Here is a 26685-nt window from a genome sequence, read left to right as displayed (position 1 = left end):
GGGGACATGGCACAAAAGTCCGGCAAGAAGCGCTCCCAACGCGACGTGGAGGTGATCACCACCCACATCAACGCCGACTACGACGCCCTGGCCTCCATGCTGGCCGCGGCCAAGCTCTACCCCGAGGCCATGCTGGTGCTGCCCGGCTCCCAGGAACGCAACCTGCGCAACTTCTTCGTGGACTCGGTTTGCTTCCTCTACAACTTCGTCAAGGTCAAGCAGGTGCCCTTTGACCGGGTGCGCCGTTTGATCGTGGTGGACACCCGCCAAAAGGAACGCATCGGTCCTCTGGGCCCCCTGGCCGACGACCCCGAGGTGGAGATCCACGCCTTTGACCACCACCCGGACAGCGGCAACGACGTCAAGGCCTCCTACCAGATCGTGGAGCCGGTGGGCTCCACGGTAACGGTGCTCAGCCAACTGCTGCGCGGCCAGGGAGTGGCCCTGAGCGAGGGCGAGGCCACCCTGTTGGCCCTGGGCATCTACGAAGACACCGGCAGCTTCACCTTCAGTTCCACCACCCCGGCCGACTACGAGGCCGCCGCCTGGCTGCTGAGCCAGGGGGCCAACCTCAGCGTGGTCAGCAACCTCATCACCCGGGAGCTGACGGCCGAGGAGGTGGGCCTGCTCAATGACCTCATCAGCTCGGCCGAGACCCTCAACGTGGGCGGGGCCTCGCTGGTGGTCAGCCAGGTGAGCCGCGATTTCTACGTGCCCGAGTTCGCGGTCCTGGTGCATAAGTTCATGGACATGGAAAACCTGGACGCCCTGTTCGCCCTGGCGCGCATGGAGGGGCGCATCTATCTGGTGGCCCGCTCCCGCCTGCCCGAGGTGGACGTGGGGGCCATCGCCCAGGCCATGGGCGGCGGGGGCCACCCCACCGCGGCCAGCGCCACCTTGAAGGACATGACCTTGGTGGAGGCCGCCGAGCGTCTGACCAACGTGCTGCGCTCGGCCATCAACCCCACCATCCTGGCCGGCGACCTGATGACCGCCCCGCCCATAACCGTGCCCGCCGAGACCACGCTCAAGGAGGCGGAGCAGGTTCTCACCCGCTACAACGTCAATGTGTTGCCGGTCAGCCGGGAGGGCGAGGTCAAGGGCATCATCACCCGCCAGACCGTGGAAAAGGCCGTGTACCACGGCCTGGGCGAGCTCAGCGTGGTGGAGTACATGACCCCCCACGTGGAGGCGCTCTCGCCCCAGGCCACCCTGCTGGAGGTGGAGCAGGCGGTGGTGGAGCGCCGCCAGCGCCTGGTGCCGGTGATGCAGGACGGCAAGCTGCTGGGGGTCATCACCCGTACCGACCTGCTTAATACTCTCATAGAGAACCCCCTGATCACCGAGCGCCTGGTGGACCGCGAAGAAGGCCCCCGCACGGTGCGCAACAAGAACATCAAGAGCCTGATGGGCGAGCGCCTGCCCCGGCGGGTGATGAGCACCCTCAAGGAGATGGGCCAGGTGGCCGGCGAGCTGGGCTTCAAGGCCTACCTGGTGGGCGGCTCGGTGCGCGACCTGTTCCTCCGGCGGGAAAACCTGGACCTGGACGTGGTGGTGGAGGGCGACGGCATCGCCTTTGCCCGGCGCTACGGAGAGCTGCACCCCGAGGTCAAGGTGCGCAGCCACAAGAAGTTCAACACCGCCAACCTCACCTTCGCCAAAAGCGGGCTCAGCCTGGACGTGGCCACCGCCCGCCTGGAATACTACGACTCCCCGGCCGCCCTGCCGGTGGTGGAGCTTTCCAGCCTCAAGCTGGACCTGTACCGCCGCGACTTCACCATCAACACCCTGGCGGTGCAGCTCAACCCGCCCGGCTTCGGCCAGCTGCTGGACTTTTTCGACGGCCTCAGAGACATCAAGGAAAAGGCCGTGCGGGTTATGCACAACCTCTCCTTTGTGGAGGACCCCACCCGGGTCTTTCGGGCGGTACGCTTCGAACAGCGCTTCGGCTTCCGCATCGGCAAGCTCACCGAGGGCCTGGTCAAGAACGCGGTCAAGATCGACGCCTTCAAGCGCCTGTCGCCCCGGCGGCTGTTCGGCGAGTTCCGCCAGATGCTGGAGGAGGAGCGGGCCGTGGCCTGCTTGCAGCGTCTCCGGGACCTCAAGCTGCTCTACGTCTTCAACCCCGACCTCAAGCTGGAGACCCGGGAAGAGGAACTGCTGGAAGACCTGGAAGAGGCCCTGGCCTGGCACCGGCTCTCCTTTCTGGACCAGACGGTGGAGCAATGGCTGGTATACTACCTGGGCCTCAGCGACCCCCTGGAGCCCGAGGGGCGCCAGGCCCTGGGCCGCCGACTGGGCATGTCGCGCAAGCAGCGCGACGAGATGGAGAACGAGCGGGAACGGGCCCTCAAGGCCATGAACCTGTTGCAGCGCAAGAAACCGGCCGCCTCGGAGATATACTTCCTGCTGCACGCCCAGCGTCCCGAGTTCCAGCTCTACATCATGGCCAAGGCCAACCGTCAGTGGGCCAAGAAGGCGGTGAGCCAGTACATGCTGTCCCTGGCCCGGGTGCGGCCGGAGATGGACGGTGACGATCTGAAGGCCCTGGGCTATACTCCAGGGCCCTTGTTCAAACGCATCCTGGACCGGCTGACCGCCGCCCGCCTGGACGGGGAGGTGCTTACCAGGGACCAGGAGGAGCGCTTGGTGATGAAAGAATTCCCCAAAACCGCTGACGGCGCCTGATGGAAACGATCACCAACTTTTTGCTCAAGCTGCTGATCCTGGCTCCGCCCATCCTCATGGCGCTGACCGTGCACGAGGCCTCCCACGCCCTGGTGGCCTGGCTGAGAGGCGACCCCACGGCCAAGGAGCGGGGTCGTCTGAGCCTCAACCCGATCAACCATCTGGACCTGGCCGGCACCCTGGTGTTTTTCGTCACCGCCTGGTTCGGCTCCGGCTTCGGCTGGGCCAAGCCGGTGCCCATCGACGCGCGGCGCCTCAGCGACCCACGCCGGGACACGGTGTGGATCAGCGCCGCCGGGCCGGTGAGCAACCTGCTGTTCGCCCTCGTCATCGCCGGGGTGCTCTACCTGCTGGTGCGTGCCGGGGTGTTCAACGATTTCGCCCAGTGGAAGTGGTTTTTCGGGCAGATGCTGATGGTGGGGGTCACGGTCAACGTGATCCTGGCCTTTTTCAACCTGATCCCCCTGCCCCCCCTGGACGGCTCGGGCATCCTGGCCGGTCTGCTGCCGCCCAGGGCCGCCTGGCGCTATCAACAACTCAACCGCTACGGGTTCATGATCCTCCTGGCCCTGATCTTTTTGCCCCGCTGGCTGCCGGGCATGCCCGACCTCATCAGCGCCCTGGTTCTGTATCCGGCCCGATCCGTGCTAAACCTACTGTTGCCCTATTGATAAGGTGAGCGCATGGACGTCGCGGTAAAGCTGGAGATATTCGAGGGGCCCCTGGATCTGTTGTTGCACCTCATCCGCAAGAACGAGGTGGACATCTACGACATTCCAGTGGCCCTTATCACCAAGCAGTACCTGGGCTATCTGGACCTGTTGCAGGAGATGTCCATCGGCGTGGCGGGCGAGTTTTTGGTGATGGCCTCCACCCTGCTGCACATCAAGAGCCGCCAGCTGCTGCCCTCCTACGATTCCTCGGAGGATCAGGAGGAAGATGACCCCCGCCAAGACCTGGTGGAGCGGCTCAAGGAGCACATGCGCATCAAGGCGGCGGCGGACAAGCTGGGCGACCGCGACCTCTTGGACCGCGACGTGTTCACCAGGGGCGGCGGCCGCCGCGAGCTGGACAAGGCCCGCGCCGGGGAAGAGGAGGTCATCGAGGCCGGGGTATTCGACCTCATCGACGCCTTCCACCGCCTGATGACCCACCGCCACGAGCAGATGGTGCTGGAGATCCCCAAGGACCGGGTGTCCCTGGAGGACCGCATCGGCGAGGTGTTGGAGGCTTTGCGCGTGCGGCGCACCATGACCTTTGAGGAATTTTTCTCCGGGCAGCGCACCAGGCCCCAACTGGTGGTAACCTTCCTGGCCCTGTTGGAAATCACCCGGGTGGGTCTGATAAGGGTCTATCAGGAGAGGGTGGCCGCGGAGCAAAACCAGCCGGAGCGATGGGGGGTCATGCGCATTTACTTCCAGGCTTCCGGCAGGCGGGAGGAGGACGAGGCTTGAGCCGCGATTTGAAAACCATCATCGAGGCCCTGTTGTTTGTCTCGGAAACTCCCCTGACCCTGGCCCAGCTTTGCCAGGTCCTGGAGGACAAGCAGCGGGACGCGGTCAAACAGGCCCTGGAAGACCTGGTGCAGGAATACGCCCAGGCCGAGCGGGCCGTGGAGATCGCCCAGGTGGCCGGAGGCTGGGTGTTGCGCACCCGCAAGGAAATGGCCTTCTGGCTGCGCAAGCTCAAAAAGCAGCAGGTCACCCGCCTGTCCAAGGCCGCCCTGGAAACCCTGTCGGTGGTGGCCTACAAGCAGCCGGTGCTCAAGGCCGAGATCGAGCGCATCCGCGGGGTGGAGGTGGGCGGCATCCTGCGCACTCTCATGGAAAAAAACCTGGTGCGGGTGGCCGGGCGCGAGGACCTGCCGGGCAAACCGCTGATCTATTGCACCACCCGCCGTTTCCTGGAGGTGTTCGACCTTAAGGACCTGAACGACCTGCCCACCCTGGAAGAGTTGGAAAAACTGGCGGGCATCGCCCAGGACACCCCGACGGATATTGACGGGGAGCTGCCCCTGGGACACCCCCCGTCGCCCACCCTGGACGACCTCATCCCCGTGGAGGGCGGCCTGCCCCCCCTGAAGGAGGCCGAGACCGACGACGGCGAGCCCGACGAATGGGACGCCCCGCCGGAGCCAGAGGACGAAACCGACCAGGGCGACGCGAACACCCCGGAAGACCAACCCCCGGAGGCTGCCGAGGCCGAGCCGGAGACAGGCTCCCCCCAGGAGCCCGCCGCGGTGCCGGACGATGCGCAAGGCGAGCCCGGCGTCCCCGACCCCGAACCGGAGCCGGAGCCAGAGGCGGACCAAGAGCCTGAAGGGTCGGGCGAAGAGCCTCCCAAAACCGACCCGGAAGCCGCTTAGGTAACCATGGCCCAATTACGCCTGAATAAAATCCTGGCCCAGGCCGGGGTGGCCAGCCGCCGCGGGGCCGACGAGATGATCGTGACCGGCCGGGTGGCCGTGGACGGCCAGGTGGTGGACCAGCCCGGGGCTACCGCCGATCCGGCCGCGCAGAAGATCACCGTGGACGGCAAGCCCCTACCCCCGACCGAGCGCCGGGAATATTGGATGGTCAACAAACCGACCGGCGTGGTGAGCACGGTGAGCGATCCCCAGGGGCGCCGCACGGTGCTCAGCCTGCTGCCCCCGGAAACGGCGGGCCGCCTCTACCCGGTGGGGCGCCTGGACTATGACAGCGAGGGCCTATTGCTGATGACCAACGACGGCGAGCTGGCCCAGGGGTTGACCCACCCCAGCCGCCAGGTGCCCAAGCGCTACCTGGTGTGGGTGGAAGGTAGGCCCGGCACGGTGGCCCTGGAGCGCCTGCGCACCGGGGTGGAAATAGAAGGCGGGCGCACCGCCCCGGCCAAGGTGGGCATCAAGGCCTCGAGCCAGCAAGGCAGCAAGCTGAGCTTTTTGCTCACCGAGGGCAAAAAGCGCGAGATCCGGCGCATGTGCGCCGAGGTGGGCCACCGGGTGCAGCGCCTGGTCCGGGTGGGCATCGGCCCCCTGCGCCTGGGCGATCTTCCCTTGGGCGCGGCCCGGCCCCTGAGCCGGGGAGAAATTTTTCCCCTTCGGGCCGCCGCGGGCCTCAAGGATGCTTGCAAACCAGGCGGCGATGGTGTACAAAAAACCCCGCAACGCAATGCCGGGGCCCGCAAGCGTAAGCCAAGCCCCCGGCGCCAAAGAGACTGAAGGCCAGTAACTCAGTGGGAGAGTGCCATCCTCACACGGTGGAAGTCAGGGGTTCAAATCCCCTCTGGCCTACCAAGCGATCTAAAGGGTAGTTAGGCGAATAGCCTGGCTACCCTTTTCTTTGCTCCCCAAGCCCCCTTCAGCAAAGGCGCGCCCCGCCCCACTACCTTCTGCCAGTTACTTTTATCGCCTTTTCAAGCTGATTTCATTTTTCCAGTACGATAACCCGCCGCGCGGGAAATACTCACAACCCATTCAAACAACACATAATTTTCCATATATCCGCCACGGCGCCCGTTTTCCCACCAAATTATTCATATTTTATTTTTCATATTTCATGAAATTTCTTGACTTGAGCCCGGCCTGCCCGTAACCTGGATTTAACAGAAAGACAAGAAGGGGGAACATGCCTAAGCTGCCCAGAGAGAAACTGAGCAATCTGGCCTATCAAGCGCTCAAGGAGATGATCTCCAACCATCGCTTCCAGCCGGGCACCCGCTTGAACGTGGAGAGCCTGGCCAAGGAGATGGGGGTCAGCCGGACCCCGGTTTGGGAGGCGGTGGGCCGCTTGGAGCAAGAGGGGCTGGTCAAGAACATCCCCAACCGGGGAGTGTTCATGGACGAGCTAACTCCCCAGCAGGCCCTGCAGCTCTACGAGGTGCGGGAAATGCTCGAAGGCATGGCCGCCCGCCTGGCCGCCAACAACATCACCCCCGCAGGCATGAAACGCATGGAGCACAACCTGGAGAGCCAGGAGCGGGTGGTGGCCGAAGGGGACCTGGTGGGCTACTCGCAATTGGACTTCGAGTTCCATGCCATTGTCTACGAAGCCTGCGGCAACCCCTACCTGCAGGAGCTTTTGGAGACCATCAAGAACAAGATGCGTCCCCTCACCACCCACCTGGCCCCCATTCTGCCCGATCTTTACGATGACCACGCCAAGCTCCTGGCGGCGATCAAGGCCGGCGACCCCCAAACCGCCGAAACCGCCTTCCGCAGTCACAACCAGCTCATGCGCGGTCACATCATCGAGGAATCCAAATCCGGCGAATGGCTTCCACTGAAGGAGGCCAGCCGATAGAAACGCTGCCCGTACGCCGCCCTAGGGCAAATCCGGCGGCCGGGCCAACTCAAAATCCTCTAGGAGGTTTACGACAATGAAAATTCCGGCGGAAAAAACGGCAATCGTGCTCATCGAGCCCCAAAACGACTTCCTTACCCCTGGCGGCACCATGTACCAGTACATCGCCGACCAGCTCAAGGAACGTAACGTCATCCAGAACCTGGTGAACCTGCTGGACGGCGCCCGGGGCAAGTGCAAGATCTTCTACTGCCCCTTCCAGGCTTTCAAGCCCGGCTTTCCCGAGCTCAAGCCCGGCGGCCCCGGCACCGACGGCCTGCGCGGCATCGAGATGGAAATGAAGGCCGACTGGGGCACCGGCGCCTGGTTGGACGGCACCCCCGGTCCGGAGATCATCGATCCCCTGACCCCCAAGGACGGCGACGTCATCATCCGGGGCAAGCTGACCCTGGACGCCTTCCACTCCACGGCCATCAACTACCTGCTTCGGGCCAACGAGATCGAATACGTGGCCGTGGTCGGCTTCCACACCAACTGGTGCGTGGAGTCCACCGCCCGCTCGGCCTATGACAACGGCTTTAGGGTAATCGTCATCGGCGATTGCACCGCCACGGACACCGAGCGCGAGCAGAAATACGCCGAAGAGGTGATCTTCCCGCGCATCGGCAAGGTGATGAATCACGAAGAGTTCCTGTCTTCCCTGGTGTGATCCGAGGCCCCGGACAGGAGCACGGTCACTTAAATGAAGGAGGAGTGAGACAATGACGTTCGGAGGAAAAAAATTGGTGGCGGCCGTTGTGGCGGCCGCGGCCCTGATGGTCCTGCCTCTGGGGGCCATGGCGGCCGATCCGCCCGCCAAGGTAAAAGTCGGCCTGATGTACGGCCTTACCGGCGCGGCCAGCCCCATTGGCCCCGTGCAGTTGGACGGCTCCAAGCTGGCCATCAAGGAAATCAACGAGGCCGGCGGCCTGCAATGGGGCAAGGCCAAGGTGCCGGTGGAATTCGTGGTCAAGGACGACGAGACCAAGCCCGACGTGGCCATCCGCCGTTTCCGCGAGCTCAAGAACGTGGACAAGGTCGACGTTATAGTCGGTCAGACCTTCGCTTCCATCACCGGCGCGCTCAACAAGCAGGTCAAGCGCAGCCCCATGGCCTACTTCCCGGTCAACGTGGTGGCCCTGGGCATGTTCGCCAAGGACGAGATGGCCCCCACCACCTTCGCGGTGCATGGTTGCGCCTACTCGGCGGGCTACGGCAGCGCGGCCTACCTGGTGAAGAACCTCAAGAAGAAAAAAATCGTCTTCTTCGGCCCGGCCTACGCCTTTGGCCAGGACCAGTGGAAGGGCGCCCAGGCCGCCTTCAAAACCTTGGGCGTGAAGGCCGAGTACCTGGAGTCGCCGGTGGGCACCAGCGACTTCACCTCCTACCTCACCAAGATCATCGAAATGAAGCCCGACGCGGTGATGCTGGCCCACTGGGGCACCGACGCCATCAACGTGCTCAAGCAGTGCTATGAGACTGGCCTGAAGAACAAGACCACCGTGTGGTTCAACTGGATGACCAACGTGTTTGGCGCGGGCGTGCCCGCCGAGGCCCTGGAAGGCGTCTACAGCCTGATGAGCTGGTACTACGACATGACCGGCTTCGAAGACGCCGCCATCGCCGCCCAGAGCAAGGCCTTTGCCGACAAGTTCCGCAAGGAATACGGCTATCCGCCCGATCCCTACTCGGCCATGGCCTACATCGGCACCAAGGAGGCCCTGCGCGGCCTGTCCCTGGCCCAGACCAACGACCCCATGAAGGTGGCCGCCGCGGTGATGGCCAATCCCTCCTTCGAGTCCATGAAGGGCAAGGGCACCTGGCGCATCGATCACCAGCCCATCTTCAAGTACAACGCCTTCGTGGTTAAGGGCAAGAGCGCCAAGGAGCGCAAGGACAAGTGGGACCTGGTCCAGGTTATCGGCGCCTACACCGGCCCGGACTACCTGCCTTCCCTGAAGATGCTCGGCTACAAGTAGATCCCCCAACCGCGGAGAGGGGCCCGGCGCCCCTCTCCGCGTCCCCAGCGGAAGGAAGCACATGAGCGGCGAGGCGATACTGGAATGCCGGGGGGCTACCAAGCGATTCGGCGATTTCACCGCCGTGGAGGGGGTCACCTACAAGGTGGCGGAGGGTGAGTCCGCGGGCATCATCGGTCCCAACGGGGCCGGCAAGTCCACCTTCTTCAACTTGCTTACGGGGCTTTTCCCCCCCAGCGAAGGCCAGATATTTTTCGGCGGCCGCGACGTGACCGCCCTGGGCGCGGAGGGCAGAGTGGCCCTGGGCCTGGTGCGCACCTTTCAATTGGTCTCGGTTTTCAATTCCCTGCCCGTCTTGGACAACATGGTGCTGGCCGTCACCCGTTTCAGCCCGAATTTCGACTCCACGCCCTCTTTCATGATGGGCTCGGCCCACAAGAAGCGCATCACCGACGCCTGCCTGGAGCAGTTGGAGCTGGTGGGCCTCAGCGGCCTGGAGCGGGTGATCACCGACGAGCTGTCCTACGGCGACAAGCGCAAGCTGGAGATCGGCATGGCCATGGCCTTGAAACCGCAGGTGCTCCTGCTGGACGAGCCCCTGGCCGGCCTGTCAGACGTGGAGATCACCGACGTGCAGGAACTTATCCAAGCGGTGAAGCACCAGTTCACCCTGGTGATCATCGAGCACAAGATTTCCCGCCTGCTTACCCTGGTCAACCGTCTCAGCGTGATGCACGAGGGACGCCTCATCGCCGAGGGCGATCCGGACAAGGTCCTGGATGACCCCCTGGTGCGCGAGGTCTACTGGGGCGACGCGGCCTGCACCGTGCGGCCTTCGGGAGAATAGCCATGCTCCTAAAAGTGGAAAACATCAACGTGGCCTATGGGCACGCCCAAGTGCTGCACGGAGTGTCCCTGGAGATAGACCGGGGCGAGATGGTTTTCGTGGTGGGGCGCAACGGGGCCGGCAAGACCACCCTGATGCGCACCATCGCCGGTTTCATGACCCCCACCCAGGGAGCCATCACCCTGGACAGCGAGCCGGTCAACGGCACCCCGCCGGAGAAGATGGCCCAGAAGGGGGTGCGCTATGTGTTTCAGGACAAGCGGGTGTTCGCCAAGCTGACGGTGCGCGAAAACATCCAGCTCGCCGCCTACCCCACCGGCGAACCCCTGTCCGAGGCCATCGACAAGGTGGTGGGCATCTATCCCAAGATCACCCGCTTCATGGACAAGCCGGCGGGCGGCCTTTCCGGCGGACAGCGGCAGCTGCTCCTGCTGGGCCGGGCCCTGGTGGGCTCTCCCCGCCTGCTGCTCATCGACGAGCCCACCGAGGGCTTGGCCGCGGGCATCATCGAGGAGGTGTTCAAGGTGCTCGATCGCATCAAAGGCACCGTGTCCATGGTCATCGTGGAGCAGAACCTGCCGGTGGTGTGCCGCCTGGCCGACCGGGTCTACGCCATGAAGGAAGGCGGCATCCCCGCCCACCTCACCACCGCGGCCGAGATTCAGGACCAGGCCCTGTTGGAGCAATACCTATGAGCGCGAACAAGCAATCCGCGGCGAGGCGGACCGGCTTCTGGCCCAAGCTGGCCAGGTTCGACCTTGCCCTTATCGCGGCGGCCTTCGTGCTGCTGGCCTGGATGATCAACATTCAGCGCACCACCGACTTCATCATCTTCTGCATATTCGTCCTGGCCTTCGACCTGCTCTACGGCTATTTGGGCCGCCTGTCCTTCGGCCACATGCTCTACCTGGGCGTTGGGGCCTACGCGGCGGCCCTGACCGCCGAGCACCTCACGGGCAATCCCCTGGTGGCCATCGCCGTGGCCCTGGCCGCGGGCGCCCTGGTGGGGGTCCTGCTGGCCCCCATCATCATGCGCACCACCGGGGCCTGCTTCGCGCTGATCAACCTGGCCTTCAACCAGCTGGGTTTTTTCCTGGCGCTCATCGCCCTGTCCCACTGGACCGGCGGCGAAGACGGCATGGCCGCCTTCTTCAGCCCGGTGCTGGGCGTGGACTTCGCCAACCCGGCGGTGGTGTTCGGCTTCTGTTTGCTGTGCCTGCTGGGGTCGGTCCTTTTGGTCAAGCGCCTCACCGGCAGCCCCTTCGGCATCCTGCTGCGCTCCATCAAGGAAGACGAAACCCGCAGCCGCTTTTTGGGCTACAACACCGCCCGTTACAAGAGGGTGGCCTTCGTTCTTTCAACCACCCTTTCGGCCCTGGCCGGGAGCCTGAGCATTCTCAACTACACCTTCGTCACCCCCAGCTTCATCGACCCCACCCGCAGCGTGGAGGTGATCTTCGCGGTGCTCATCGGCGGGGCGGGCAGCATCTACGGGGCCCTGGTGGGCGGGGTCGGCTACATGCTCATCAGTAACTATCTACCCAACTACATCCAACGCTGGGAAATGTTCCTGGGCATCGCCCTGCTCATCCTGGTGTTCAGGTTCCGCGAGGGCGTGTGGGGTTACTTGACCCGCTACATCCGCAAGCGCGGCGTGGAGGTGGCCCAATGATCAGCACCATTGCCTACGGCCTTACCCTGGGCGGCATCCTCTACATCATCTCCATAGGGCTGTCGCTCACCTTCGGGACCATGCGCATCGTCAACTTCGCCCACGCCCTGGTCTACACCGTGGGAGCCTACGTGCTGGTGGCGGTAATGCCCATGCTGGGCGGCTGGTTCGCCCCTGCGGCCATCTTCGCGGTGCTGGGGGTCATTCCCCTGGCCTGGGTCATCGAGCGCTTCGTGGTGCGCAGCCTCTACGGCGAGTCCATCGACTACGCCATCATCGCCACCTACGCGGTGCTGCTCATCGGCGTGGACGCCATCAAGTGGATCTGGGGCGCCACCCCCATCCCCTTGTCCGACCCCATCAACGCCTCGGTGGGCTTTTTTGGCGTCGATCTTCCGGTGTATCGCCTTTTGATCATCGGCCTGTCGCTGTTGGTGGCTCTGGGAATGGAGCTGTTCTTCAACAAGACCATAATCGGCAAAATCGTGGTGGCGGGCCTGGAGGACAAGGAGGCCACCCTGAGCCTGGGCATCAACGTGGCCAAGTACTTCTCCATCGTGTTCGTGCTTGGTTCCTGCCTGGCCGCTCTGGGCGGGGTGCTCTACGCGCCCATCACCACGGTGCACCCCTACATGGGATTCCAGGTGCTGTTGCTTAGCTTCGCGGTCGTTCTGGTGGGTGGCCTGGGCAGCATCCGCGGCACCTTGATCTCAGCCTTTGCCTTGGGAATGGTCATGTCGGTCACCGGCCGCATCTGGGGCCCGGCCTCGGAGGCCATGGTCTTCTTCGTGATGGCCATCGTGCTGGTGTTCAAACCGGTGGAAGTCTAGCCCCTACCCCTCCCTCCAACAGCGAACCCCATCCCCGGCGGAGTTTCCGTCCGGGGATGGGGCTTTTTTTGGCGCTTAAAATGGCGAGCCGGAGTCGGCGGCTTATTGTTCCAGGGCGTCGGTCAAGAGCTTCTTGAAGCGATCCAGGGTCACCGGCACCCCCATCAGGGGGATACCCATCCAGTCGGAGTAGTCCAGGATCTCCTCGGGCTGCTCGTTGAGGTACTGCTCGCACAGCCCCACCCCGTCCAGGACCCGGGCCCCGCCGGTGTGGCGGGGGAAGTTCTCGTTGGCGATGCCCTTGTCCCAGCCCTCGAAGACCTTGTGGCGATACTTGACCCAGCCGGGGGTCATCCACCACACCTTCTCGCCTCCGGCCAACTCGTCGCGCTCGGCCTCGGAGGCCACCATGTCCATGCAGTGGGTGGCCTGCACCCGCACCACCTTGGGGCCCAGCTCGTCGATGATCTTGGCCATGGTGCGGGTAGGGTCGGCGGCGTTGACGTAGCAGTACTTGCCGCCGTAGATCACGATGACCTTGTCGTAGTCATCCTCGACCCGCTTCACCGCCTCGGTGAGCTGGCGCTCCAGCTCGGGGCAGTTCTGGTGCAGGCCGGGGGTGGTGTAGACGATCTTGCCCGCGTTCAAAAATCCCTCGGCCTGGAGATGCTTGAGCTCCGGGCTCAGGGTGCCGCAGGCCACGATGGCCGTGTTGCTGAAATCAGGGTTAGCCATGCTCTTCTCCAATCGTGTCGGCTCCGGGGGACGGCCTCTCAGGCCAGGTCGCGGGCCAGAAGCTCGCTGACCTCCAGGACCTCCAGGGAATCTTCCAGACCCTCGGTCTTGCGGCTGTCCTCCAACAAAGAGATGCAATAGGGGCAGGAGGTGGCCAACACCTCGGCCCCGGCCTGGGCGGCTTCCTGCACCCGAAGCACGCTGAAACGCTGCTCCTGGGGGGTCTCCATCCACACCCGGCCGCCTCCGCCGCCGCAGCACAGGGAGAACTTCTCCTCGCGGGCCATGGGCACCACCTCGGCTCCGGCCGCGTCCAACAGCTCGCGGGGCTCGCTGAACACGTTGCTGTGGCGGCCCAGGTAGCAGGGATCGTGGAAAGCCACCTTGCGGCCGTCCTTGCCCTTGAGCTTGAGCTTACCCTCGCTCACCAGGTGGGCCAACAGCTGGCTGGAGTGCACCACCTCGTAGTCGCCGCCCAGTTCGGGGTATTCGCTGGTAAAGGTCTTGAGGCAGTGGGGGCTGGTGGTGATGATCTTCTTGACCCCCTCGCGGGCGAACAGCTCGATGTTGGAGGTCGCCAGCTTATTAAACAGCTCCTCGTCGCCGCTTTTGCGGATGCTCTCGCCGCAGCAGCTCTCCTCCTGGCCGATGATGCCGTAGGAGACCCCGGCCGCGTCCAGAAGCTTGACCAGGCTGCGGGCGATGTTCTGGCTGCGCTGGTCGTAGCAGGAGGTGCAGCACACGAACAGCAGATACTCGGTGTCCGGGCCGTACTTGGGCACCTCGATCCCCTTGGTCCAGGCCAAGCGGTCTTCGCGCTTGCCGGACCAGGGGTTGCCGTTGGCGTGACAGGAACCGCTGGCCGCCTTGAGAGTCTCGGGCCGAATGCCGGCCTCGCTCACCATGGAGCGCATGGCCCGCATGATGCCGATGATGTCCACCTCCCGCGGGCAGTTGATCACGCACTTGTCGCAGGTGGTGCAGCCGAAAAGCACCTCGTCTGACTCGTAGCCTTCCAGCCCCAGCTGGCCCATACGGATCATCTGGCGGGCGAAAAATGGGCTCTCCACCTCCCGCCAAGGGCAGACCGAGGCGCACAAGCCGCACTGCATGCAGGCGTTGAGGTCCTCGCCGCCGTATAGCCGGATGGCCTCGTTTACTTCCAGAAAGGGGAATTCCGCCATGGGGGCTCCTCCACGCGCTTGCTTGGCTCTAGTAAACCAGGGTGGCGTTGGCCGAGAGAATCTCCGCGGTCAACTTGGCCGCGGCCATGGGCACCGCGCCCTCGATGAGGTCAGCCTGGTCGATCTGGCGCTCTTTGATGCAGGGCACGCAGACCATCAAGACGCCGCCCTGCTCCAGGAAGCTCTCCACCAACTCGTGCAAGGGCGGCAGACCGGCGGCGAACACGTGCTTGAGGCAGTCCCCCTTGGCCAGGGTGACCGCCGGGCCCTGCAGGGCCACCACAGCTTCCACGTCCATGGCCAACGCCGCGTTGGCCAGCACAAAGGGCAAGGTGGCTTTCTCCGGGTTTTCGCCGCCGTTGGTGGAGATGTAGACGATCTTTTCGGTTTTCTCGGACATGGTATGAATCCTTTCCAGACTTTTGTTTTGGTTCGGCCTCGCCCGATCAGCAGGCGGCGGGGTCGGGGGTAATCAACTCATAGGTGAAGTAATCGCCGCTCTTGGCGGCCTCGCCGACCATGCCGTACTTGCGCATGGCCGCCAGGTACCACATGGCCTGTTTGGGCGGCATCCCGATGTCCTGGGCCAGCTCCAGGGGAGTGGCCGGGCCCTGGGCCAGGCGTTCCTTGATTAGCTTCAAGTCCTTTTTCTGCTGTATGGACCGGGCGGCCGCCGCCTTGATGTAGGGGGCCCGCTTTTCCTTGATATGCTTCAGGGCCTGCTTGCGCTCGTTGTCTTGCATCATTACGCTCCTTGCGGCAGGGCTTGGGCCACGATGGCGTCCACCATGGACTCGTATTGGCCCAGGGTCCAACCGGCCAGCTCGATGGCCCCCTGCTCGCAGGCGGCCACGCACACCCCGCAGCCCATGCACAGGGCCGGGTTTACCTGGGCCCTCTTGCCCTCCGGGGTGTCGATCATCTCGATGGCGTCGTCGGCCAGGCAGGCGGCCAGGCAGGCTCCGCTGCCCACGCACTTGCTCTGGTCCACCTCGGCCACGAAGGGATCCAGCTCCACGAAACCGGCGCTCAGGATGGCCCCGGCCTTGGCCGCCGCCGCGCCCGCCGCGTTGGCCGCCTCGGAGGTGTCCATGGGGGCCTGGCAGGCCCCGGCCAGGTAGATGCCCGCCGAGGGCAGCTCCACCGGGCGCAGCTTGGGATGCACCTCCAGGAGGAAACGGTCCGCGCCCACCGGCAGCTTCATCTTCTCCACCAGGGACTGGTTGTCCCGGGGCTCCATGCCCACGGCCAGCACCACCAGGTCCACCCCGATGGCCAGCTCCTCCCCGGCCAAAAGCTTGTCCGGCACGGTCACGGTGAGGGCGCTGTCCTCGCCGCCCGCGGTTATCACCGGCGGGGCCTCGGGCTCGAAGCGGGCGAAGATCACCCCGGAGCGGCCGGCGTTCAGGTAATACTCCTCGTGTCCCCGGCCATAGGTGCGGATGTCGCGGTAGAGCTCGAACACGTTGGTCTCGGGGAACCTCTCGCGCAACTCGCAGGCCGCCTGCAGGGTGGCGGTGCAGCACACCCGGGAGCAGTGCTGGTTCAGCTGGCCGCTGGGGCCGGGCTGGTGCACCCCCGGAATCTGGCGGCTGCCCACGCAGTGGATCAGGGCCAGGCTGTTAATGGCCTTGCCGTTGACCACCAGTTGCTCGCCGCCGAGCGACTCGTCGGCCATGATGCGGATGAGCTCGGGCAGGGTAATGACCTCGGGCATCTCGGCGTAGCCGTACTCGCCCATCGCCGGGGTGTAGTGCTCGAACCCGGTGGCCAGGACCATGGCCCCGCTGACCAGCTCCACCTCCTCGGCGGCCTGGGGCGCGGGCCCGGCGACCACCCCCACGAAGGGCACGAACTGGCCGCTGGCGGCGTCGCCCGCCAAGCCCAGGCGCTCCAGGTCTTCGCCCATGGGCGGGGTGCGCCGGATCTTGAGCTTGAAGCTCCCCACGTAGCCGGAGTACTCGCTCAGCTCGGCGCAGGTGTAGACGGTGATGCGCTCGTCGCCCAACACCTGGGCGGCCAGGGCGCTCAGCACCTCTCCGGCCGCCTCGCCGCTGGGGAAGGTCTTGTCCAACTGGGCCACCTGCCCGCCCAGGAAGGGGCTCTTTTCCACCAGGGCCACCTTGAGGCCCTGGGCGGCCAGGTCGCGGGCCGCGCTCATGCCGGCCACGCCGCCGCCCAGCACCGTGGCGTGGGCCTCGGCCTCCACCCGGATGGGCTCCAGGGCCTCCAGCTCGCCGGCCTTGCCCACCGCCGCGGCCACCAGGGCGGCGGCCTTGGCCGTGGCCCCCTCGCCGTGGTGCACCCAGGAGACCTGCTCGCGGATGTTGGCGTGCTCATAGAGGTAGGGGTTGAGCCCGGCCCGGGCGATGGCCCCCCGGAAGGTGGTCTCGTGCAGGGACGGGGCGCAGGAGGCCACCACGATGCGGTTGACCTTGCCCGACTTGATGTCCTCGATGATCAGCTCCTGCCCCGGATCGGAGCACATGAAGCTGTTGTCCCGGGCCACGGTGACGTTGGCCAGGCCGCCGGCCTGCTCCACCACCTTGGCCACTTCCACGTGGTCGGAGATGTTGCCGCCGCAGTGACAGACATAGACCCCGATCTTGGGCGGTTCCTGGCCGTCGATAAGCTTGCTCATAATCTCGTCTCCTTGGCTCAGGCCGCTTGGCCGCCGCGCTTGGCGGCCAGGTACTTGGCCGCGCCCAGCGCCGCCGCGCCCGCTTCGGCGATAGAGTCCACGATGTCCTTGGGCCCGGCCGCCGCGCCGCAGGTGAACACCCCCGCCGCCTCGGTGAGGGTGGGGGCCAGCTTGGGCTGGGGCACGTCGATGAAGCCGTCAGAGGCCGCGCTGACCGGCACGATCCGCTCCGGCGCGAAGGCGGGCAGCATGGCCAGGGAGAGCACCACCAGATCGTGCTCCCGGCTCACCGCGCCGGTACCGCCTTCCTGGTCCTCGTAGCGCAGCACCACCGAACCGTCGGGGTTGTTGCCCGCGATGATGGGCTTGGCCTTGACGAACTCCACGCCCATGGCCTTGGCGTTGTTGTAAAACTGCTCGTAGTTTTTGCCGAAGGCCCGGATGTCCATGTAGTAGATGGTCAGGTCGGCCAGGGGCAGGGATCCCGAGAGCAGCATGGCCTGCTTGATGGCGTACATGCAGCACACCCGCGAGCAGTAAGACTTGCCCAACTGCAAATCGCGGCTGCCCGCGCACTGGATAAAGGCCACCGACTCGGGCTCCTTGCCGTCGCCGGGCCGGAGCACGCGCATGTAGGGGCCGTGGGGGGCCAGCAGGCGCTCCATCTGCAGGCTGGAGATCACGTTATCCCCCAGGCCCGGCGCACCGTAGGCCCGGGCCGGGAAGTCTTCCATCAGCTCGAAACCGGTGGAGAGCACCATGGTGTCGGCCTCGATGAAGAACTCCCGCTCGGTCATGAGCTGGTCCACCGCGCCGGTGGGGCAGATGGAGGAGCACTTGCCGCACATCATGCAGCTTTCGCGGTCGATGAGGGCCAACTGGGGTATGGCGTTGGAAAAGGGAATGTAGATGGCCTTGCGGGCGGTGAAGCCGCCCTGCTCCTGGTCGGGCACCATCACCGGGCACTCGTACTCGCACTGGCGGCAGCCGATGCACTTGGCCGGGTCCACGTAGCGGGGCAGTTGGGTGATGCGGGCCCGCACCTGGCCGTCCGCGCGCTCGGCCCCTTCCAGGCGGCACAGGGTGAACAGGGTGATGTTGGGGTGGTGGGCCGCCGCGGCCATCTTGGGGGTGGTGATGCAGCTGGCGCAGTCCAGGGTGGGAAACACCTTGGACAGGCGGATCATCTTGCCGCCGATGGTGGCGTCGCGCTCCACCACGGCCACCTTGTAGCCGGCGTCGGCCAGGTCCAGGGCCGCGGCCAGGCCGGCTATGCCCCCGCCCAACACCAGGCTGTCGAATTTTTGGGTCTCGCCGTTTGGCATTTCACATAACCTTTCCGGCGGATCAGGCCGCCCGCGCCTCGCTGCCCGGCGCGCCCAACTCGGACACCACCTGGTTCATCTGGTTCACCTCTTTGATAAAGGCGCGGTTGCACACCGTGCAGATGGCGGTCAGGCGCAGGCGTCTGATGTCCAGGCCTTGCTCCTTCATCAGGACGTAGATCTTGTCCACCCGCTTGGCCAGGGCCGGGTAGGCCCCCTCGTAGGGGCACTCCACCCCGCAGGACATGATGATGATGCCGCCGATGCCCTTGGCGAAGCAGTCCAAATAGAACTTCTCGGGGAACAACGCCGGGGTGGGGGTGCGGATGATGTAGGTGTTGTCCGGGTAGTTCTGATGGGCCTGGCCCACCGAGTTGGCTCCCGGATAGGAGCAATCCTCGGTGGCCAGGATCAGAATGGGATATTTGCTGGCGCAAGCATCCATGGCATCACTACTTCTGGCGGCGAACGAAGATGCGCTCGTATCCGTCAGCCTCGGCATGGCCCAGGTACTCGTGACCCACCTTCTTGGCCCAGATGGGGATGTCGTCCTTGGTGCCGGGATCGTTGGAGAGAACCTCCAGCACCTCGCCCACCATCACGCTGCCGATGGCTTTTTTGGCCTCGAGCAAGGGACCGGGGCAGGCGCTGCCGCGGGCGTCAACACTGGTGGCGGCGTCGGGTATTTGGCTGAGCAACTCGGACATGGTCTTCCTCCAAAAGCTTAGGTATGGATTAGCTGTTTTCTTCTTGGGGGCCGCGCTGCACGTAAAGCAGGATGCCCTGGCCGCCGTGACGGGTGGCGGTGAGCACGTCGCCCCGTTGGTGCAGGATGCGCGGGAGGTCGATGGCCAACTGGGGATCGCTGATGCATACCTCCAGCACCTGGCCCTGCCCCAGATCCTGCATCGCCCGCTCGGCGCAGAGGATGGACCAGGCGGCGCTTTGGCCCCTGGTGTCCAGGCGGGCGGTTACGGGCGGGATGTCTTGCGCTGGGGTCATGAGCCAAACCTCCTCGGGTTGCTTCTGAATAAAGCAAGAGGGATGCCAAGACCGGCAATCCAAAAATTATCGTTAAATTACTGATAGTTATAAAATTTGACGTTAAGGGACGTTTATCTCGGTTTACCTTAACCGAAACGTATGTTAATAATTTCTTAACGAACGTTTCCGTTAAGCGCGAGGTGAAGCGTGGCCCAGCAAGCCGGTCAGGACGAGTACAACCAGTATTGGCGCACGGTGATCAACACCATGCAGGACGGCCTGATGGTGGTGGACCCAGGTGGCCTTATCGTCAGCGTGAACCCGGCCTTTGAGGAGCTCACCGGCTACAGCGCCTCCGAGCTGGTGGGCAGCCCCTGCACCCTTTTGGAATGCGATTCCTGCGACTACCCCAAGAACCCGCGCGGGGTGTTGCAGTGCGATTTGTTCAAAAAGGGGGCCATCCAGCGCTGCCGCTGCACTCTGCGCAAAAAGGACGGCTCACCCCTGTACGTGCTCAAGAACGCGGCGGTGATCCAGGGTCCGGAGGGCGAGACCATGGGCGGGGTGGAGACCCTCACCGACCTCAGCGAGGCGGTGGCCCGCGAAAGGGAGCTGGTGAGCCTGCGCCGCCAGATGGGCATGGACGAGGTGTTCCAGGGCATGGTGGGGCGCTCGCCGGCCATGCTGCGCCTGTTCAGCCTAATCGAGAGCGCGGCCGATTCCGACGCCCCGGTGCTCATCACCGGCGAGAGCGGCACGGGCAAGGAGATGGTGGCCGAGGCCCTGCACCGCCTGGGGCGGCGCGCCAAGGGCCCGCTCATCAAGGTGAACTGCGCCTCGCTCAACGAGAACATCCTGGAGAGCGAGCTGTTCGGCCACGTCAAGGGGGCCTTCACCGGGGCCGACGCCAACCGCATGGGCCGCTTCGAGGCGGCCAAGGGGGGCGACTTTTTGCTGGACGAGGTGGGCGACCTGCCTCCGGCCACCCAGGTGAAGCTCTTGCGGGTGCTGCAGGAAAAGGTCATCGAGCGGGTGGGCGACATCAAGCCCATTCCGGTGGACGTGCGCATCATCGCGGCCACCCACCGGGACCTCAAGGAACTGGTGGCCCAGGGCCGCTTCCGGGAAGACCTCTACTACCGGGTGGCCGTGGTGCCCATTCGCACCCCCGCCCTGCGCGAGCGGCGCGAGGACGTGCCCCTGCTGGTGGAGGCCTTCTTGAAGCGCATCCTGCAGCGCAGCGGCAAGGACATCTCCGGGGTAGACAAGGCGGCCATGGATCTGTTGCTGGCCTACGACTGGCCGGGCAATGTGCGCGAGCTGATCAACGCCCTGGAGTACGCGGTGGTGCTCTGCCCCGGCGGCAACATCCAGCCCGACCATTTGCCCGAGAGCCTGCGCCAAGAACCAAGCCAAACCGCTCCGGCCCAGAGCCCGGCCCCTTCCAGGGGAGTTTCCCAGCCGGACGAGCGGGAGCGCATCATTTCGGCCCTGCAACAGGCGGGGGGCCGCCGCGAGGAAGCGGCCGGCCTGCTGGGCATCAGCCGGGTAACCTTGTGGAAAAAAATCAAGGCCTACGGCATTCAGATCGAAAACCAGATCAAATAACGGCCCGCCCGCGCCGCCCCAATGTTACGTTTGCGCCCCCGGGGCGCCAAAGCCTTTTTACCCGCCTGATTTTTGATAAACTTATGGAAAGTTACAAACGCGTTAAGAAATGGTGCCGTCATGTCCAGCCCAACCGCCACCCGCCAACCGGGCCGCGCCCGTCTATGGGCCGAATGCCTGGGCCTGTTTTTCGCGGCGCCGGTGGGGCTGTATTTCCTGCGGCACCAACTGGCCCACCGGGTGATCCCCCTGATTATCGTGGCCGCCGGGTTCTGCGCCTGGTATCTGCTCAAGGAGCGCGACTTCGACCGGGCGGCCATCTGGCGGGTGCGGGGTCTGGGGCGCCACCTCAAGGAAATGCTGCTGGGCCTGGCCCTGCCCCTGGTGCCCCTGGCCCTGGTCAGCTATTTCTTCCTGCACGACAAGTTTTTGGCCATGCCCACCAGCCATCTGGCGGGCTGGCTGAGCCTGCTATTGCTTTACCCCGTGCTGGCCGCCTATCCCCAAGAGGTGGTGTTCCGGGGATTTTTCTTCCAGCGCTACCGCCCCCTGTTCCCAGACCCCAGGATAATGGTCTTGGCCAGCGGGGTCAGCTTCGGCCTGGCCCACGTGTTCTACGGCAACTGGGTGGCCCCGGTCATCGCGGGGCTGGGGGGGCTGCTTTTCGGCTACCGCTACCTGCGCTCCAAGTCCCTGGTGGCGGTGGGCATGGAGCACGGCCTGTGGGGCAACCTGCTCTATACCCTGGGCCTGGGCTGGTTTTTCTACAGCGGATGCATCTCCTGACTCGGGCCAGCGATCAGCGGCGCTCAGCCACGGCCCCGCCCCCTGATTCTACGCAGTGATAAATTGCAACCAAAATGTAAAGAATATGACTTAATTGTTCAGTTATAATGACTTTATCATGGTAAATCTAGGTGGCATCCAGGAGGTAGTTCACAAGCATGTCCAAAGACAAAGTCCTGTTCTTATGCGCCCACGGCAACGCCCGGGGCCCCATGGCCGAGGCCTTTTTAAATGAGATGGCCGGGGATCGTTTCGAGGCTCAGAGCGCCGGCCTGGAGCCGGCCGCTATCGATCCCTTGGCTGCGGCGGTGATGGATGAGATCGGCTTGGACATCAGGCGAGAACAGACCCACAACGTCTTTGACCTGTACCGTCAGGGCCACCTCTACGCCTACGTCATTACCCTTTGCACCGAATCCGAGAAGCGCTGCCCCATGTTTCCGGGCATCACCCACCGCCTCCACTGGCCGGTCGGCGACCCGGCGGACCTGCCGGGCAGCCCGGAGGAACAAAAGGCCGCCGCGCGCCACATCAGGGACCAGATCAAAAAAGACGTGCAAGGCTTCCTAGCCGAACACTCCTAGGCACGCGCCACCCCAACCTCGACTCCAGTCGATCCGGCGGTTTACCGAGCCGTCTACGGGCTGATTTTTGACCTCCGGCAAAGGTATACTAGGGCCCGCCCCAACACCCGGTCCCTAGCAAAGGATGGCCCCATGCTCTGCGACAACCCAGCCGATCTGCGCCTGCCCCCCATGCTCAAAATCCGCCAGCTCTTCGAGGTGCCCCCGGCCATCGATCCGGCGGAGGCCCTTGAGCGGGAGTTCGCGGCCCTTAAGGGCGGCCTGCGCCTGGCGCCGGGGGCCAGGGTGGCGGTGGGGGTGGGCAGCCGGGGCATCAGCGGTCTGGCCCAGGTGGTCCGGCAGGTGGTCCAGGGCCTGCGCTCGCTGGGGGCCGAGCCCTTCATCATCCCGGCCATGGGCTCCCACGGCGGGGCCACCGCCCAGGGGCAGATCGAGGTGCTGGGCCACCGGGGGATCACCGAGGAAAGCTGCGGCGCGCCCATCGAGGCCACCATGGAGGTGGTCTCCCTGGGCGAGACCGACTGCGGCATCCCCTTGTACATCAGCCGCCTGGCCCATGAGGCCGACGGCCTGGTGCTCATCAACCGGGTAAAGCCCCACACCAACTTCATCGGCCCCACCGAGTCGGGCCTGCTCAAGATGATGAGCATCGGCCTGGGCAACCAGGCGGGGGCCGAATATTACCACCGCCTGAGCCTGGTGAGGCCCCAGTATGAAATACTCTCCACCGCCGGGCGCGAGGCCATGGCGCGCAGCCGCTTTTTGTTCGGGGTGGCCCTGGTGGAAAACCAGCACCACCAGCTCTGCCGGCTGCGCCTGGCCGGGCCCGAGAACCTGGAGGCGGTGGAGACCGAGCTTTTGACCCTGGCCCGCTCCCTGCTGCCCCGTCTGCCCATGGAGCGGGTGGATTTGCTCATCGTGGAGGAGATGGGCAAGGAGATCTCGGGCATGGGCATAGACCCCAACGTGGTGGGGCGCGACGTGGCCGCCTATGGGGCCAAGCGCGAGAGCCCCAAGATCGCCCGCATCCACGTGCGCCGCCTGAGCGAGCACACCGCGGGCAGCGCAGTGGGCATCGGCCAGGCCGACTCCACCCTGCGCTCGCTGGTGGAGGCCATCGACCAGCCGGCGACCATCATCAACTGCCTGACCGCCTGCACCCCCGAGGCGGGCATGATCCCCCTCACCTATGACACCGACCTGGACGCGGTGGCCGCGGCCCTGATGACCATCCGCCCCTACACCGCGCGCGACCTGGGCATCGTGTACATCAAAAACACCATGGAGCTGGAAACCATCTACGCCTCGGAGGCCTACCGGGATTCCCTGGCGCGCAATCCACGTGTGGAGATCGCGGCCCGGCCCTGGTCCCTGGAGTTCGACCAGGGCCTGCTGGTCAGCCCCTTCTAAGCGCCCTCCTCCCAAAACAGGCGCGCCGCCCGATTCGGACGGCGCGCTTTTGGTTTTTAGGTTGGCCCTAGAAGGCCGAGGCGTAGATCTGCTCCACGTCGGCCTCGGTGAGGTCCCGGGGGTTGGGAATGAACAGGCGGGCCTGGGCCATGCCCCCCTGCACCAGCTTGGGCAAGTCGTCCCGGCTGACCCCGTAATCGGTGAGCTGGGGCGAGAGGCTCACCGCCTCCATGAGCGAGTACACCGCCTCCACCGAAAGGGAGGCGGCCTCATAGGGCGACAGGCCGGTGATATCTTCGCCCATGGCCTCGGCGATGTTGGCGAACTTTTCCAAGTTGCCGCTTAGGTTGTAGTTCATCACATGGGGCAGCAGGATGGCGTTGGAGCGGCCGTGGGCCATGTGATACTCGGTTCCCAAGACGTAGGCCAGGCCGTGCACCGCGCCCAGCCCGCCGCTGGCAAAGGCCGAGCCCGAGAGGTTGGCCGCCAGGAGCATGTTGTAGCGGGGCAACAGGCTGCTGCCCTTGGCGTAGGCCTGGGGCAGATGCTTGGCGATCATGGCGATGGCCTGCAGGGCCAGAATCTCCGCGTAGGGGGTGCTGCTCACCGCGACGTAGGTCTCTATGGCGTGCACCAGGGCGTCCATGCCGGTGTCGGCGGTGACCGAGGGCGGCACGGACAAGGTCAGCTCGGGGTCCAGGATGGCCACGTCGGGCAGCAGGAAGTCGCTGAACACCACCTTCTTGGTGTTAACCGCCTCGTCGGTCAAGACCATGACCCGGGTGGCCTCGCTGCCGGTGCCCGCCGTGGTGGGCACCAACATCAGGGGGGTGCCCTTCTTGGGCAAAAGATCGATGCCCACGTAGTCCAGCACCGAACCGGGGTTCACCGCCAGGTTGGACACGATCTTGGCCGAGTCCAGGGAACTGCCGCCCCCCAGGCCCAGGCACAGGTCGTAGCCGCCCGCCCGGAACTCGTCGGCGCACTGGTCGATGACCCGGGCCGGGGGCTCGGGCAGGATGCCGTCGAACACTCCTACCTCCAGGCCCTCGGCGCTCAGCGCGTCGCGCACCTTGTCGACCAGGCCTGCCTTGACCAACCCTGCGTCGGTGACCACCAGAACCTTCCTGGCCCCCAGCTTCTTGGCCTCCACCCCCGCCTGGGAGATTACCCCCTTGGCCAGCAGGGTCTTTTTGCTGGCCAAAAACGTGCTCAACTTGTCTGTCTCATAAAAAGTGGTTTTCACGCTCAACTCCTTGCTACGCCAAATCTCTTAGTGAGCCATTCGGAGACGCTTCCTACGATACCCTTGGGCAGGAAAATGATCATCACCAACAGAACCCCGCCGAAGATGATCTCCGACACCCCCAAGAAGCCAGTGTCAAAGCTGATGCGGAAGTACTCCTCCAATGAAACCATTATGGCGCTTCCTGCCAGCGGACCAAAGATATTAAACATACCTCCCAGAATGGCCTTGAAACAAGTGGATAGCGACACCCCCACCCCGCTGATGGTGCCGGGGTTGATGTAGGTGACGTATTGGGCGTAGAGCACCCCGCCCATGGCGGTGAGCCCGGCGCTGAGCAGGGTGATGCCCATCTTGTAGCGGATGATGCTCACCCCCATGGAAGAGGCGGCCAGCTCCGACTCCTCGATGGCCGTAAGCGCGATGCGCATGCGGCTTTTGTCGATTAGCCGCCAGATGTACAGGGCCAAGAGCAAAAAGGCGAAGATGATGTAATAGAAGTATCGCTTGTCGTCGAACTGCAGGCTGGCCCAGCCCACCGAGGTCTTGAGGGTGCAGCCCAGGGAGCCGCCGGTCACCTCCCGGCAGGCCACGATGGCCAAGCTGACCACCTCGGCCATGGCCAGGGTTACCAGGGCGAAGTAATCGCCGATGAGCCCGAAGCGGAAGCAGGAGTAGCCCAGGATGGCGGCCACCAACACCGCCGCGGCCACCCCGGCCAGCATGCCCAGCCAGGGCGAGATGCCGTAGTAGTTGAACAAGAGCACCGGGATGTAGGCCCCGATGCCCAGGAACACGCCGTGGCCCAAAGACACCAGCCCGAAGCGGGCCATGTAGGCCCAGGCGGTGGAGACAAAGGCCCACAGCAGGATCAGGGTGCCGATGTGCACCATGTATTCCGAGGTGACCAGCCAGGGCGCCACCGCGATGATGGCCAGCACTGCGGCGGTCACGACCTTGTAGATAGTGCTTTTGCGTTTAGCGCTCATGCCTTTGCTCCCAAGATGCCCTGGGGCCGGACCATCATCATCAGGATGAACAGCACCAGGGCCAGGATGTCGGCCACCTCGGTGGAGGTGAGCACCGCGGTGATGGAGGTGACCACCCCGATGATGAAGGCGCTGATAAAGCCGCCCATGAGATTGCCCATGCCGCCGAACACCACGATCACGAAGGCCATGAGAGTGAAGCTGGCCCCGAAGTGGGGGTGCACGGTGTAGATGGGTATGAAGAAGGCGGCCACCACCCCGGTGAGCGCGCCGCCCGCGGCCAGGGTGATGTAGTAGATGACGCGCGGGTTGATGCCCATTCCCTTGGCGATCTCCACGTCCTGGGCCACCGAGCGGATGGCCAGGCCGAAGTAGGTCTTGTGCAAAAACAGGTAGAGGATGCCCAGGGTGGCGATGGCCCCCAGGAAGGCCAACAGATAGGAGCTGCGGATGAAGATGTCGCCAAACTGGATGATGGGCATGGAGATGGGGATGCCCCGGTAATCGGCCCCCCAGACCACCTGGGCCAGGTTCTCTAGGACGATTATGAGGCTGGCCAGGGCCAAAAGCTGGTTGAGACGCGGGGCGTCCAACAGCGGGTTGATGATGAGCAGCTGCACCAGCATGCCCAGCAGGCCCATGACCACGATGCCCGCGGCCATGGCCGCCAGCAGGGGCATATGCCAGGCGGTGTGGAAATAGTAGATGAAATAAAAGCCCAGCATCACGAACTGGCCGTAGGCCATGTGGATGATCTTGACCACCCCGAATATGAGGTTCAGGCCAAAGGCCAACAGGGCCAGCACCCCGCCCAGCAGGATGCCGTTGATAAAGGCCATCAGCAATTCTTCAAGCATG

The 26685-nt window shown here is 64.6% G+C and carries 28 protein-coding genes and 1 tRNA gene; 17 read left to right on the top strand and 12 right to left on the bottom strand.

Annotation, left to right across the window (positions count from 1 at the left end; translation table 11 throughout):
* Positions 1-6 precede the first annotated feature (6 nt).
* The 13 genes from AACH32_RS06785 (at position 7) to AACH32_RS06725 (ending at position 12335) form a co-directional block, all read left to right on the top strand.
* A complete protein-coding gene (locus tag AACH32_RS06785; protein ID WP_338606026.1) occupies positions 7-2688 on the top strand; it encodes a CBS domain-containing protein in 2682 nt (893 codons plus the stop codon).
* Positions 2688-3359, top strand: a complete 672-nt coding sequence (locus tag AACH32_RS06780) for a site-2 protease family protein (protein ID WP_338606025.1) — start codon at positions 2688-2690, stop codon at positions 3357-3359. Before AACH32_RS06785 ends, AACH32_RS06780 begins: the two co-directional genes overlap by 1 nt.
* Positions 3360-3371: 12 nt before the next feature.
* A complete protein-coding gene (locus tag AACH32_RS06775) occupies positions 3372-4142 on the top strand; it encodes a segregation and condensation protein A (protein ID WP_338606024.1) in 771 nt (256 codons plus the stop codon).
* A complete protein-coding gene (gene scpB / locus AACH32_RS06770) occupies positions 4139-5053 on the top strand; it encodes an SMC-Scp complex subunit ScpB (RefSeq protein ID WP_338606023.1) in 915 nt (304 codons plus the stop codon). Before AACH32_RS06775 ends, scpB begins: the two co-directional genes overlap by 4 nt.
* A 6-nt stretch (positions 5054-5059) precedes the next feature.
* Positions 5060-5887 carry a pseudouridine synthase gene (locus AACH32_RS06765; protein ID WP_338606022.1) on the top strand — a complete coding sequence of 276 codons (828 nt, stop codon included), beginning with the start codon at positions 5060-5062 and terminating at the stop codon, positions 5885-5887.
* Positions 5888-5962, top strand: a tRNA-Val gene (locus AACH32_RS06760).
* A gap of 331 nt (positions 5963-6293) precedes the next feature.
* On the top strand, positions 6294-6968 hold the full coding sequence (locus tag AACH32_RS06755) for a GntR family transcriptional regulator (protein WP_338606021.1): 675 nt from the start codon (positions 6294-6296) through the stop codon (positions 6966-6968).
* Between the two features lie 76 nt (positions 6969-7044).
* Positions 7045-7677, top strand: coding sequence for a cysteine hydrolase family protein (locus tag AACH32_RS06750; RefSeq protein WP_338606020.1), 633 nt, complete (start codon positions 7045-7047; stop codon positions 7675-7677).
* A gap of 76 nt (positions 7678-7753) precedes the next feature.
* Entirely contained in the window at positions 7754-8986 is a 1233-nt protein-coding gene (locus tag AACH32_RS06745) for an ABC transporter substrate-binding protein (RefSeq protein WP_338606019.1), read from the top strand.
* Positions 8987-9047: 61 nt separating this feature from the next.
* Positions 9048-9833, top strand: coding sequence for an ABC transporter ATP-binding protein (locus AACH32_RS06740; RefSeq protein WP_338606018.1), 786 nt, complete (start codon positions 9048-9050; stop codon positions 9831-9833).
* 2 nt (positions 9834-9835) lie between these two features.
* Complete coding sequence (locus AACH32_RS06735; RefSeq protein WP_338606017.1) at positions 9836-10528, top strand: ABC transporter ATP-binding protein; 693 nt, start codon at positions 9836-9838, stop codon at positions 10526-10528.
* Complete coding sequence (locus AACH32_RS06730; protein ID WP_338606016.1) at positions 10525-11505, top strand: branched-chain amino acid ABC transporter permease; 981 nt, start codon at positions 10525-10527, stop codon at positions 11503-11505. Before AACH32_RS06735 ends, AACH32_RS06730 begins: the two co-directional genes overlap by 4 nt.
* Positions 11502-12335, top strand: coding sequence for a branched-chain amino acid ABC transporter permease (locus tag AACH32_RS06725; RefSeq protein ID WP_338606015.1), 834 nt, complete (start codon positions 11502-11504; stop codon positions 12333-12335). The genes AACH32_RS06730 and AACH32_RS06725 overlap by 4 nt, the downstream gene beginning before the upstream one ends.
* A gap of 102 nt (positions 12336-12437) precedes the next feature.
* Here AACH32_RS06725 and AACH32_RS06720 read toward each other — a convergent pair whose 3' ends face one another.
* The 9 genes from AACH32_RS06720 to AACH32_RS06680 are packed head-to-tail and all read right to left on the bottom strand — an operon-like array spanning position 12438 to position 19222.
* Positions 12438-13070, bottom strand: a complete 633-nt coding sequence (locus tag AACH32_RS06720; protein WP_338606014.1) for a DUF1638 domain-containing protein — start codon at positions 13068-13070, stop codon at positions 12438-12440.
* Between the two features lie 38 nt (positions 13071-13108).
* Positions 13109-14254 carry a (Fe-S)-binding protein gene (locus AACH32_RS06715; protein WP_338606013.1) on the bottom strand — a complete coding sequence of 382 codons (1146 nt, stop codon included), beginning with the start codon at positions 14252-14254 and terminating at the stop codon, positions 13109-13111.
* 28 nt (positions 14255-14282) lie between these two features.
* Positions 14283-14654: a DsrE family protein gene (locus AACH32_RS06710; RefSeq protein WP_338606012.1), complete on the bottom strand. Its 372-nt coding sequence runs from the start codon at positions 14652-14654 to the stop codon at positions 14283-14285.
* A gap of 46 nt (positions 14655-14700) precedes the next feature.
* Entirely contained in the window at positions 14701-15000 is a 300-nt protein-coding gene (locus tag AACH32_RS06705; protein WP_338606011.1) for a hypothetical protein, read from the bottom strand.
* Positions 15000-16895 (bottom strand): CoB--CoM heterodisulfide reductase iron-sulfur subunit A family protein, encoded by a 1896-nt coding sequence (locus tag AACH32_RS06700; protein ID WP_338606010.1) that lies wholly within the window; start codon positions 16893-16895, stop codon positions 15000-15002. The genes AACH32_RS06705 and AACH32_RS06700 overlap by 1 nt, the downstream gene beginning before the upstream one ends.
* Positions 16896-16912: 17 nt before the next feature.
* Positions 16913-18220, bottom strand: a complete 1308-nt coding sequence (locus AACH32_RS06695; protein ID WP_338606009.1) for an FAD-dependent oxidoreductase — start codon at positions 18218-18220, stop codon at positions 16913-16915.
* A 22-nt stretch (positions 18221-18242) separates the two neighbouring features.
* Complete coding sequence (locus AACH32_RS06690) at positions 18243-18665, bottom strand: hydrogenase iron-sulfur subunit (RefSeq protein ID WP_338606008.1); 423 nt, start codon at positions 18663-18665, stop codon at positions 18243-18245.
* 7 nt (positions 18666-18672) lie between these two features.
* Entirely contained in the window at positions 18673-18927 is a 255-nt protein-coding gene (locus AACH32_RS06685; protein WP_338606007.1) for a sulfurtransferase TusA family protein, read from the bottom strand.
* A gap of 28 nt (positions 18928-18955) precedes the next feature.
* On the bottom strand, positions 18956-19222 hold the full coding sequence (locus tag AACH32_RS06680) for a sulfurtransferase TusA family protein (protein WP_338606006.1): 267 nt from the start codon (positions 19220-19222) through the stop codon (positions 18956-18958).
* Positions 19223-19411: 189 nt separating this feature from the next.
* On the opposite strand from AACH32_RS06680, the gene AACH32_RS06675 reads away from it, so the two are divergent.
* From AACH32_RS06675 to AACH32_RS06660, 4 genes are all read left to right on the top strand, one after another.
* On the top strand, positions 19412-20812 hold the full coding sequence (locus AACH32_RS06675) for a sigma-54 interaction domain-containing protein (protein WP_338606005.1): 1401 nt from the start codon (positions 19412-19414) through the stop codon (positions 20810-20812).
* A gap of 120 nt (positions 20813-20932) precedes the next feature.
* Positions 20933-21598 carry a CPBP family intramembrane glutamic endopeptidase gene (locus AACH32_RS06670; RefSeq protein ID WP_338606004.1) on the top strand — a complete coding sequence of 222 codons (666 nt, stop codon included), beginning with the start codon at positions 20933-20935 and terminating at the stop codon, positions 21596-21598.
* A gap of 158 nt (positions 21599-21756) precedes the next feature.
* On the top strand, positions 21757-22182 hold the full coding sequence (locus tag AACH32_RS06665; RefSeq protein ID WP_338606003.1) for an arsenate reductase ArsC: 426 nt from the start codon (positions 21757-21759) through the stop codon (positions 22180-22182).
* A 132-nt stretch (positions 22183-22314) separates the two neighbouring features.
* Positions 22315-23592 carry a lactate racemase domain-containing protein gene (locus tag AACH32_RS06660; protein WP_338606002.1) on the top strand — a complete coding sequence of 426 codons (1278 nt, stop codon included), beginning with the start codon at positions 22315-22317 and terminating at the stop codon, positions 23590-23592.
* Between the two features lie 67 nt (positions 23593-23659).
* On the opposite strand, the gene AACH32_RS06655 is transcribed toward AACH32_RS06660, so the two are convergent.
* The 3 genes from AACH32_RS06655 to AACH32_RS06645 are packed head-to-tail and all read right to left on the bottom strand — an operon-like array spanning position 23660 to position 26684.
* On the bottom strand, positions 23660-24838 hold the full coding sequence (locus AACH32_RS06655) for an iron-containing alcohol dehydrogenase (protein WP_338606001.1): 1179 nt from the start codon (positions 24836-24838) through the stop codon (positions 23660-23662).
* A gap of 2 nt (positions 24839-24840) precedes the next feature.
* Positions 24841-25827, bottom strand: coding sequence for a branched-chain amino acid ABC transporter permease (locus AACH32_RS06650; RefSeq protein ID WP_338606000.1), 987 nt, complete (start codon positions 25825-25827; stop codon positions 24841-24843).
* Complete coding sequence (locus tag AACH32_RS06645; protein WP_338605999.1) at positions 25824-26684, bottom strand: branched-chain amino acid ABC transporter permease; 861 nt, start codon at positions 26682-26684, stop codon at positions 25824-25826. The genes AACH32_RS06650 and AACH32_RS06645 overlap by 4 nt, the downstream gene beginning before the upstream one ends.
* Between the last annotated feature and the right edge of the window lies 1 nt (position 26685).

The sequence above is a fragment of the Desulfoferula mesophila genome (assembly GCF_037076455.1).
Lineage (GTDB): Bacteria > Desulfobacterota > Desulfarculia > Desulfarculales > Desulfarculaceae > Desulfoferula > Desulfoferula mesophila.
The sequence above is the reverse complement of the archived record's forward strand: the minus strand, read 5'-3'. Positions and strand labels throughout refer to the sequence as shown.

What these genes read in the sequence shown, in the direction of transcription:
- AACH32_RS06785 (WP_338606026.1), top strand. Translation starts at nt 7, where the DNA reads ATGGCACAAAAGTCCGGCAAGAAGCGCTCCCAACGCGACGTGGAGGTG.
- AACH32_RS06780 (WP_338606025.1), top strand. Translation starts at nt 2,688, where the DNA reads ATGGAAACGATCACCAACTTTTTGCTCAAGCTGCTGATCCTGGCTCCG.
- AACH32_RS06775 (WP_338606024.1), top strand. Translation starts at nt 3,372, where the DNA reads ATGGACGTCGCGGTAAAGCTGGAGATATTCGAGGGGCCCCTGGATCTG.
- AACH32_RS06765 (WP_338606022.1), top strand. Translation starts at nt 5,060, where the DNA reads ATGGCCCAATTACGCCTGAATAAAATCCTGGCCCAGGCCGGGGTGGCC.
- AACH32_RS06755 (WP_338606021.1), top strand. Translation starts at nt 6,294, where the DNA reads ATGCCTAAGCTGCCCAGAGAGAAACTGAGCAATCTGGCCTATCAAGCG.
- AACH32_RS06750 (WP_338606020.1), top strand. Translation starts at nt 7,045, where the DNA reads ATGAAAATTCCGGCGGAAAAAACGGCAATCGTGCTCATCGAGCCCCAA.
- AACH32_RS06740 (WP_338606018.1), top strand. Translation starts at nt 9,048, where the DNA reads ATGAGCGGCGAGGCGATACTGGAATGCCGGGGGGCTACCAAGCGATTC.
- AACH32_RS06735 (WP_338606017.1), top strand. Translation starts at nt 9,836, where the DNA reads ATGCTCCTAAAAGTGGAAAACATCAACGTGGCCTATGGGCACGCCCAA.
- AACH32_RS06730 (WP_338606016.1), top strand. Translation starts at nt 10,525, where the DNA reads ATGAGCGCGAACAAGCAATCCGCGGCGAGGCGGACCGGCTTCTGGCCC.
- AACH32_RS06725 (WP_338606015.1), top strand. Translation starts at nt 11,502, where the DNA reads ATGATCAGCACCATTGCCTACGGCCTTACCCTGGGCGGCATCCTCTAC.
- AACH32_RS06720 (WP_338606014.1), bottom strand. Translation starts at nt 13,070, where the DNA reads ATGGCTAACCCTGATTTCAGCAACACGGCCATCGTGGCCTGCGGCACC.
- AACH32_RS06715 (WP_338606013.1), bottom strand. Translation starts at nt 14,254, where the DNA reads ATGGCGGAATTCCCCTTTCTGGAAGTAAACGAGGCCATCCGGCTATAC.
- AACH32_RS06710 (WP_338606012.1), bottom strand. Translation starts at nt 14,654, where the DNA reads ATGTCCGAGAAAACCGAAAAGATCGTCTACATCTCCACCAACGGCGGC.
- AACH32_RS06705 (WP_338606011.1), bottom strand. Translation starts at nt 15,000, where the DNA reads ATGATGCAAGACAACGAGCGCAAGCAGGCCCTGAAGCATATCAAGGAA.
- AACH32_RS06700 (WP_338606010.1), bottom strand. Translation starts at nt 16,895, where the DNA reads ATGAGCAAGCTTATCGACGGCCAGGAACCGCCCAAGATCGGGGTCTAT.
- AACH32_RS06695 (WP_338606009.1), bottom strand. Translation starts at nt 18,220, where the DNA reads ATGCCAAACGGCGAGACCCAAAAATTCGACAGCCTGGTGTTGGGCGGG.
- AACH32_RS06690 (WP_338606008.1), bottom strand. Translation starts at nt 18,665, where the DNA reads ATGGATGCTTGCGCCAGCAAATATCCCATTCTGATCCTGGCCACCGAG.
- AACH32_RS06685 (WP_338606007.1), bottom strand. Translation starts at nt 18,927, where the DNA reads ATGTCCGAGTTGCTCAGCCAAATACCCGACGCCGCCACCAGTGTTGAC.
- AACH32_RS06680 (WP_338606006.1), bottom strand. Translation starts at nt 19,222, where the DNA reads ATGACCCCAGCGCAAGACATCCCGCCCGTAACCGCCCGCCTGGACACC.
- AACH32_RS06670 (WP_338606004.1), top strand. Translation starts at nt 20,933, where the DNA reads ATGTCCAGCCCAACCGCCACCCGCCAACCGGGCCGCGCCCGTCTATGG.
- AACH32_RS06665 (WP_338606003.1), top strand. Translation starts at nt 21,757, where the DNA reads ATGTCCAAAGACAAAGTCCTGTTCTTATGCGCCCACGGCAACGCCCGG.
- AACH32_RS06660 (WP_338606002.1), top strand. Translation starts at nt 22,315, where the DNA reads ATGCTCTGCGACAACCCAGCCGATCTGCGCCTGCCCCCCATGCTCAAA.
- AACH32_RS06650 (WP_338606000.1), bottom strand. Translation starts at nt 25,827, where the DNA reads ATGAGCGCTAAACGCAAAAGCACTATCTACAAGGTCGTGACCGCCGCA.
- AACH32_RS06645 (WP_338605999.1), bottom strand. Translation starts at nt 26,684, where the DNA reads ATGCTTGAAGAATTGCTGATGGCCTTTATCAACGGCATCCTGCTGGGC.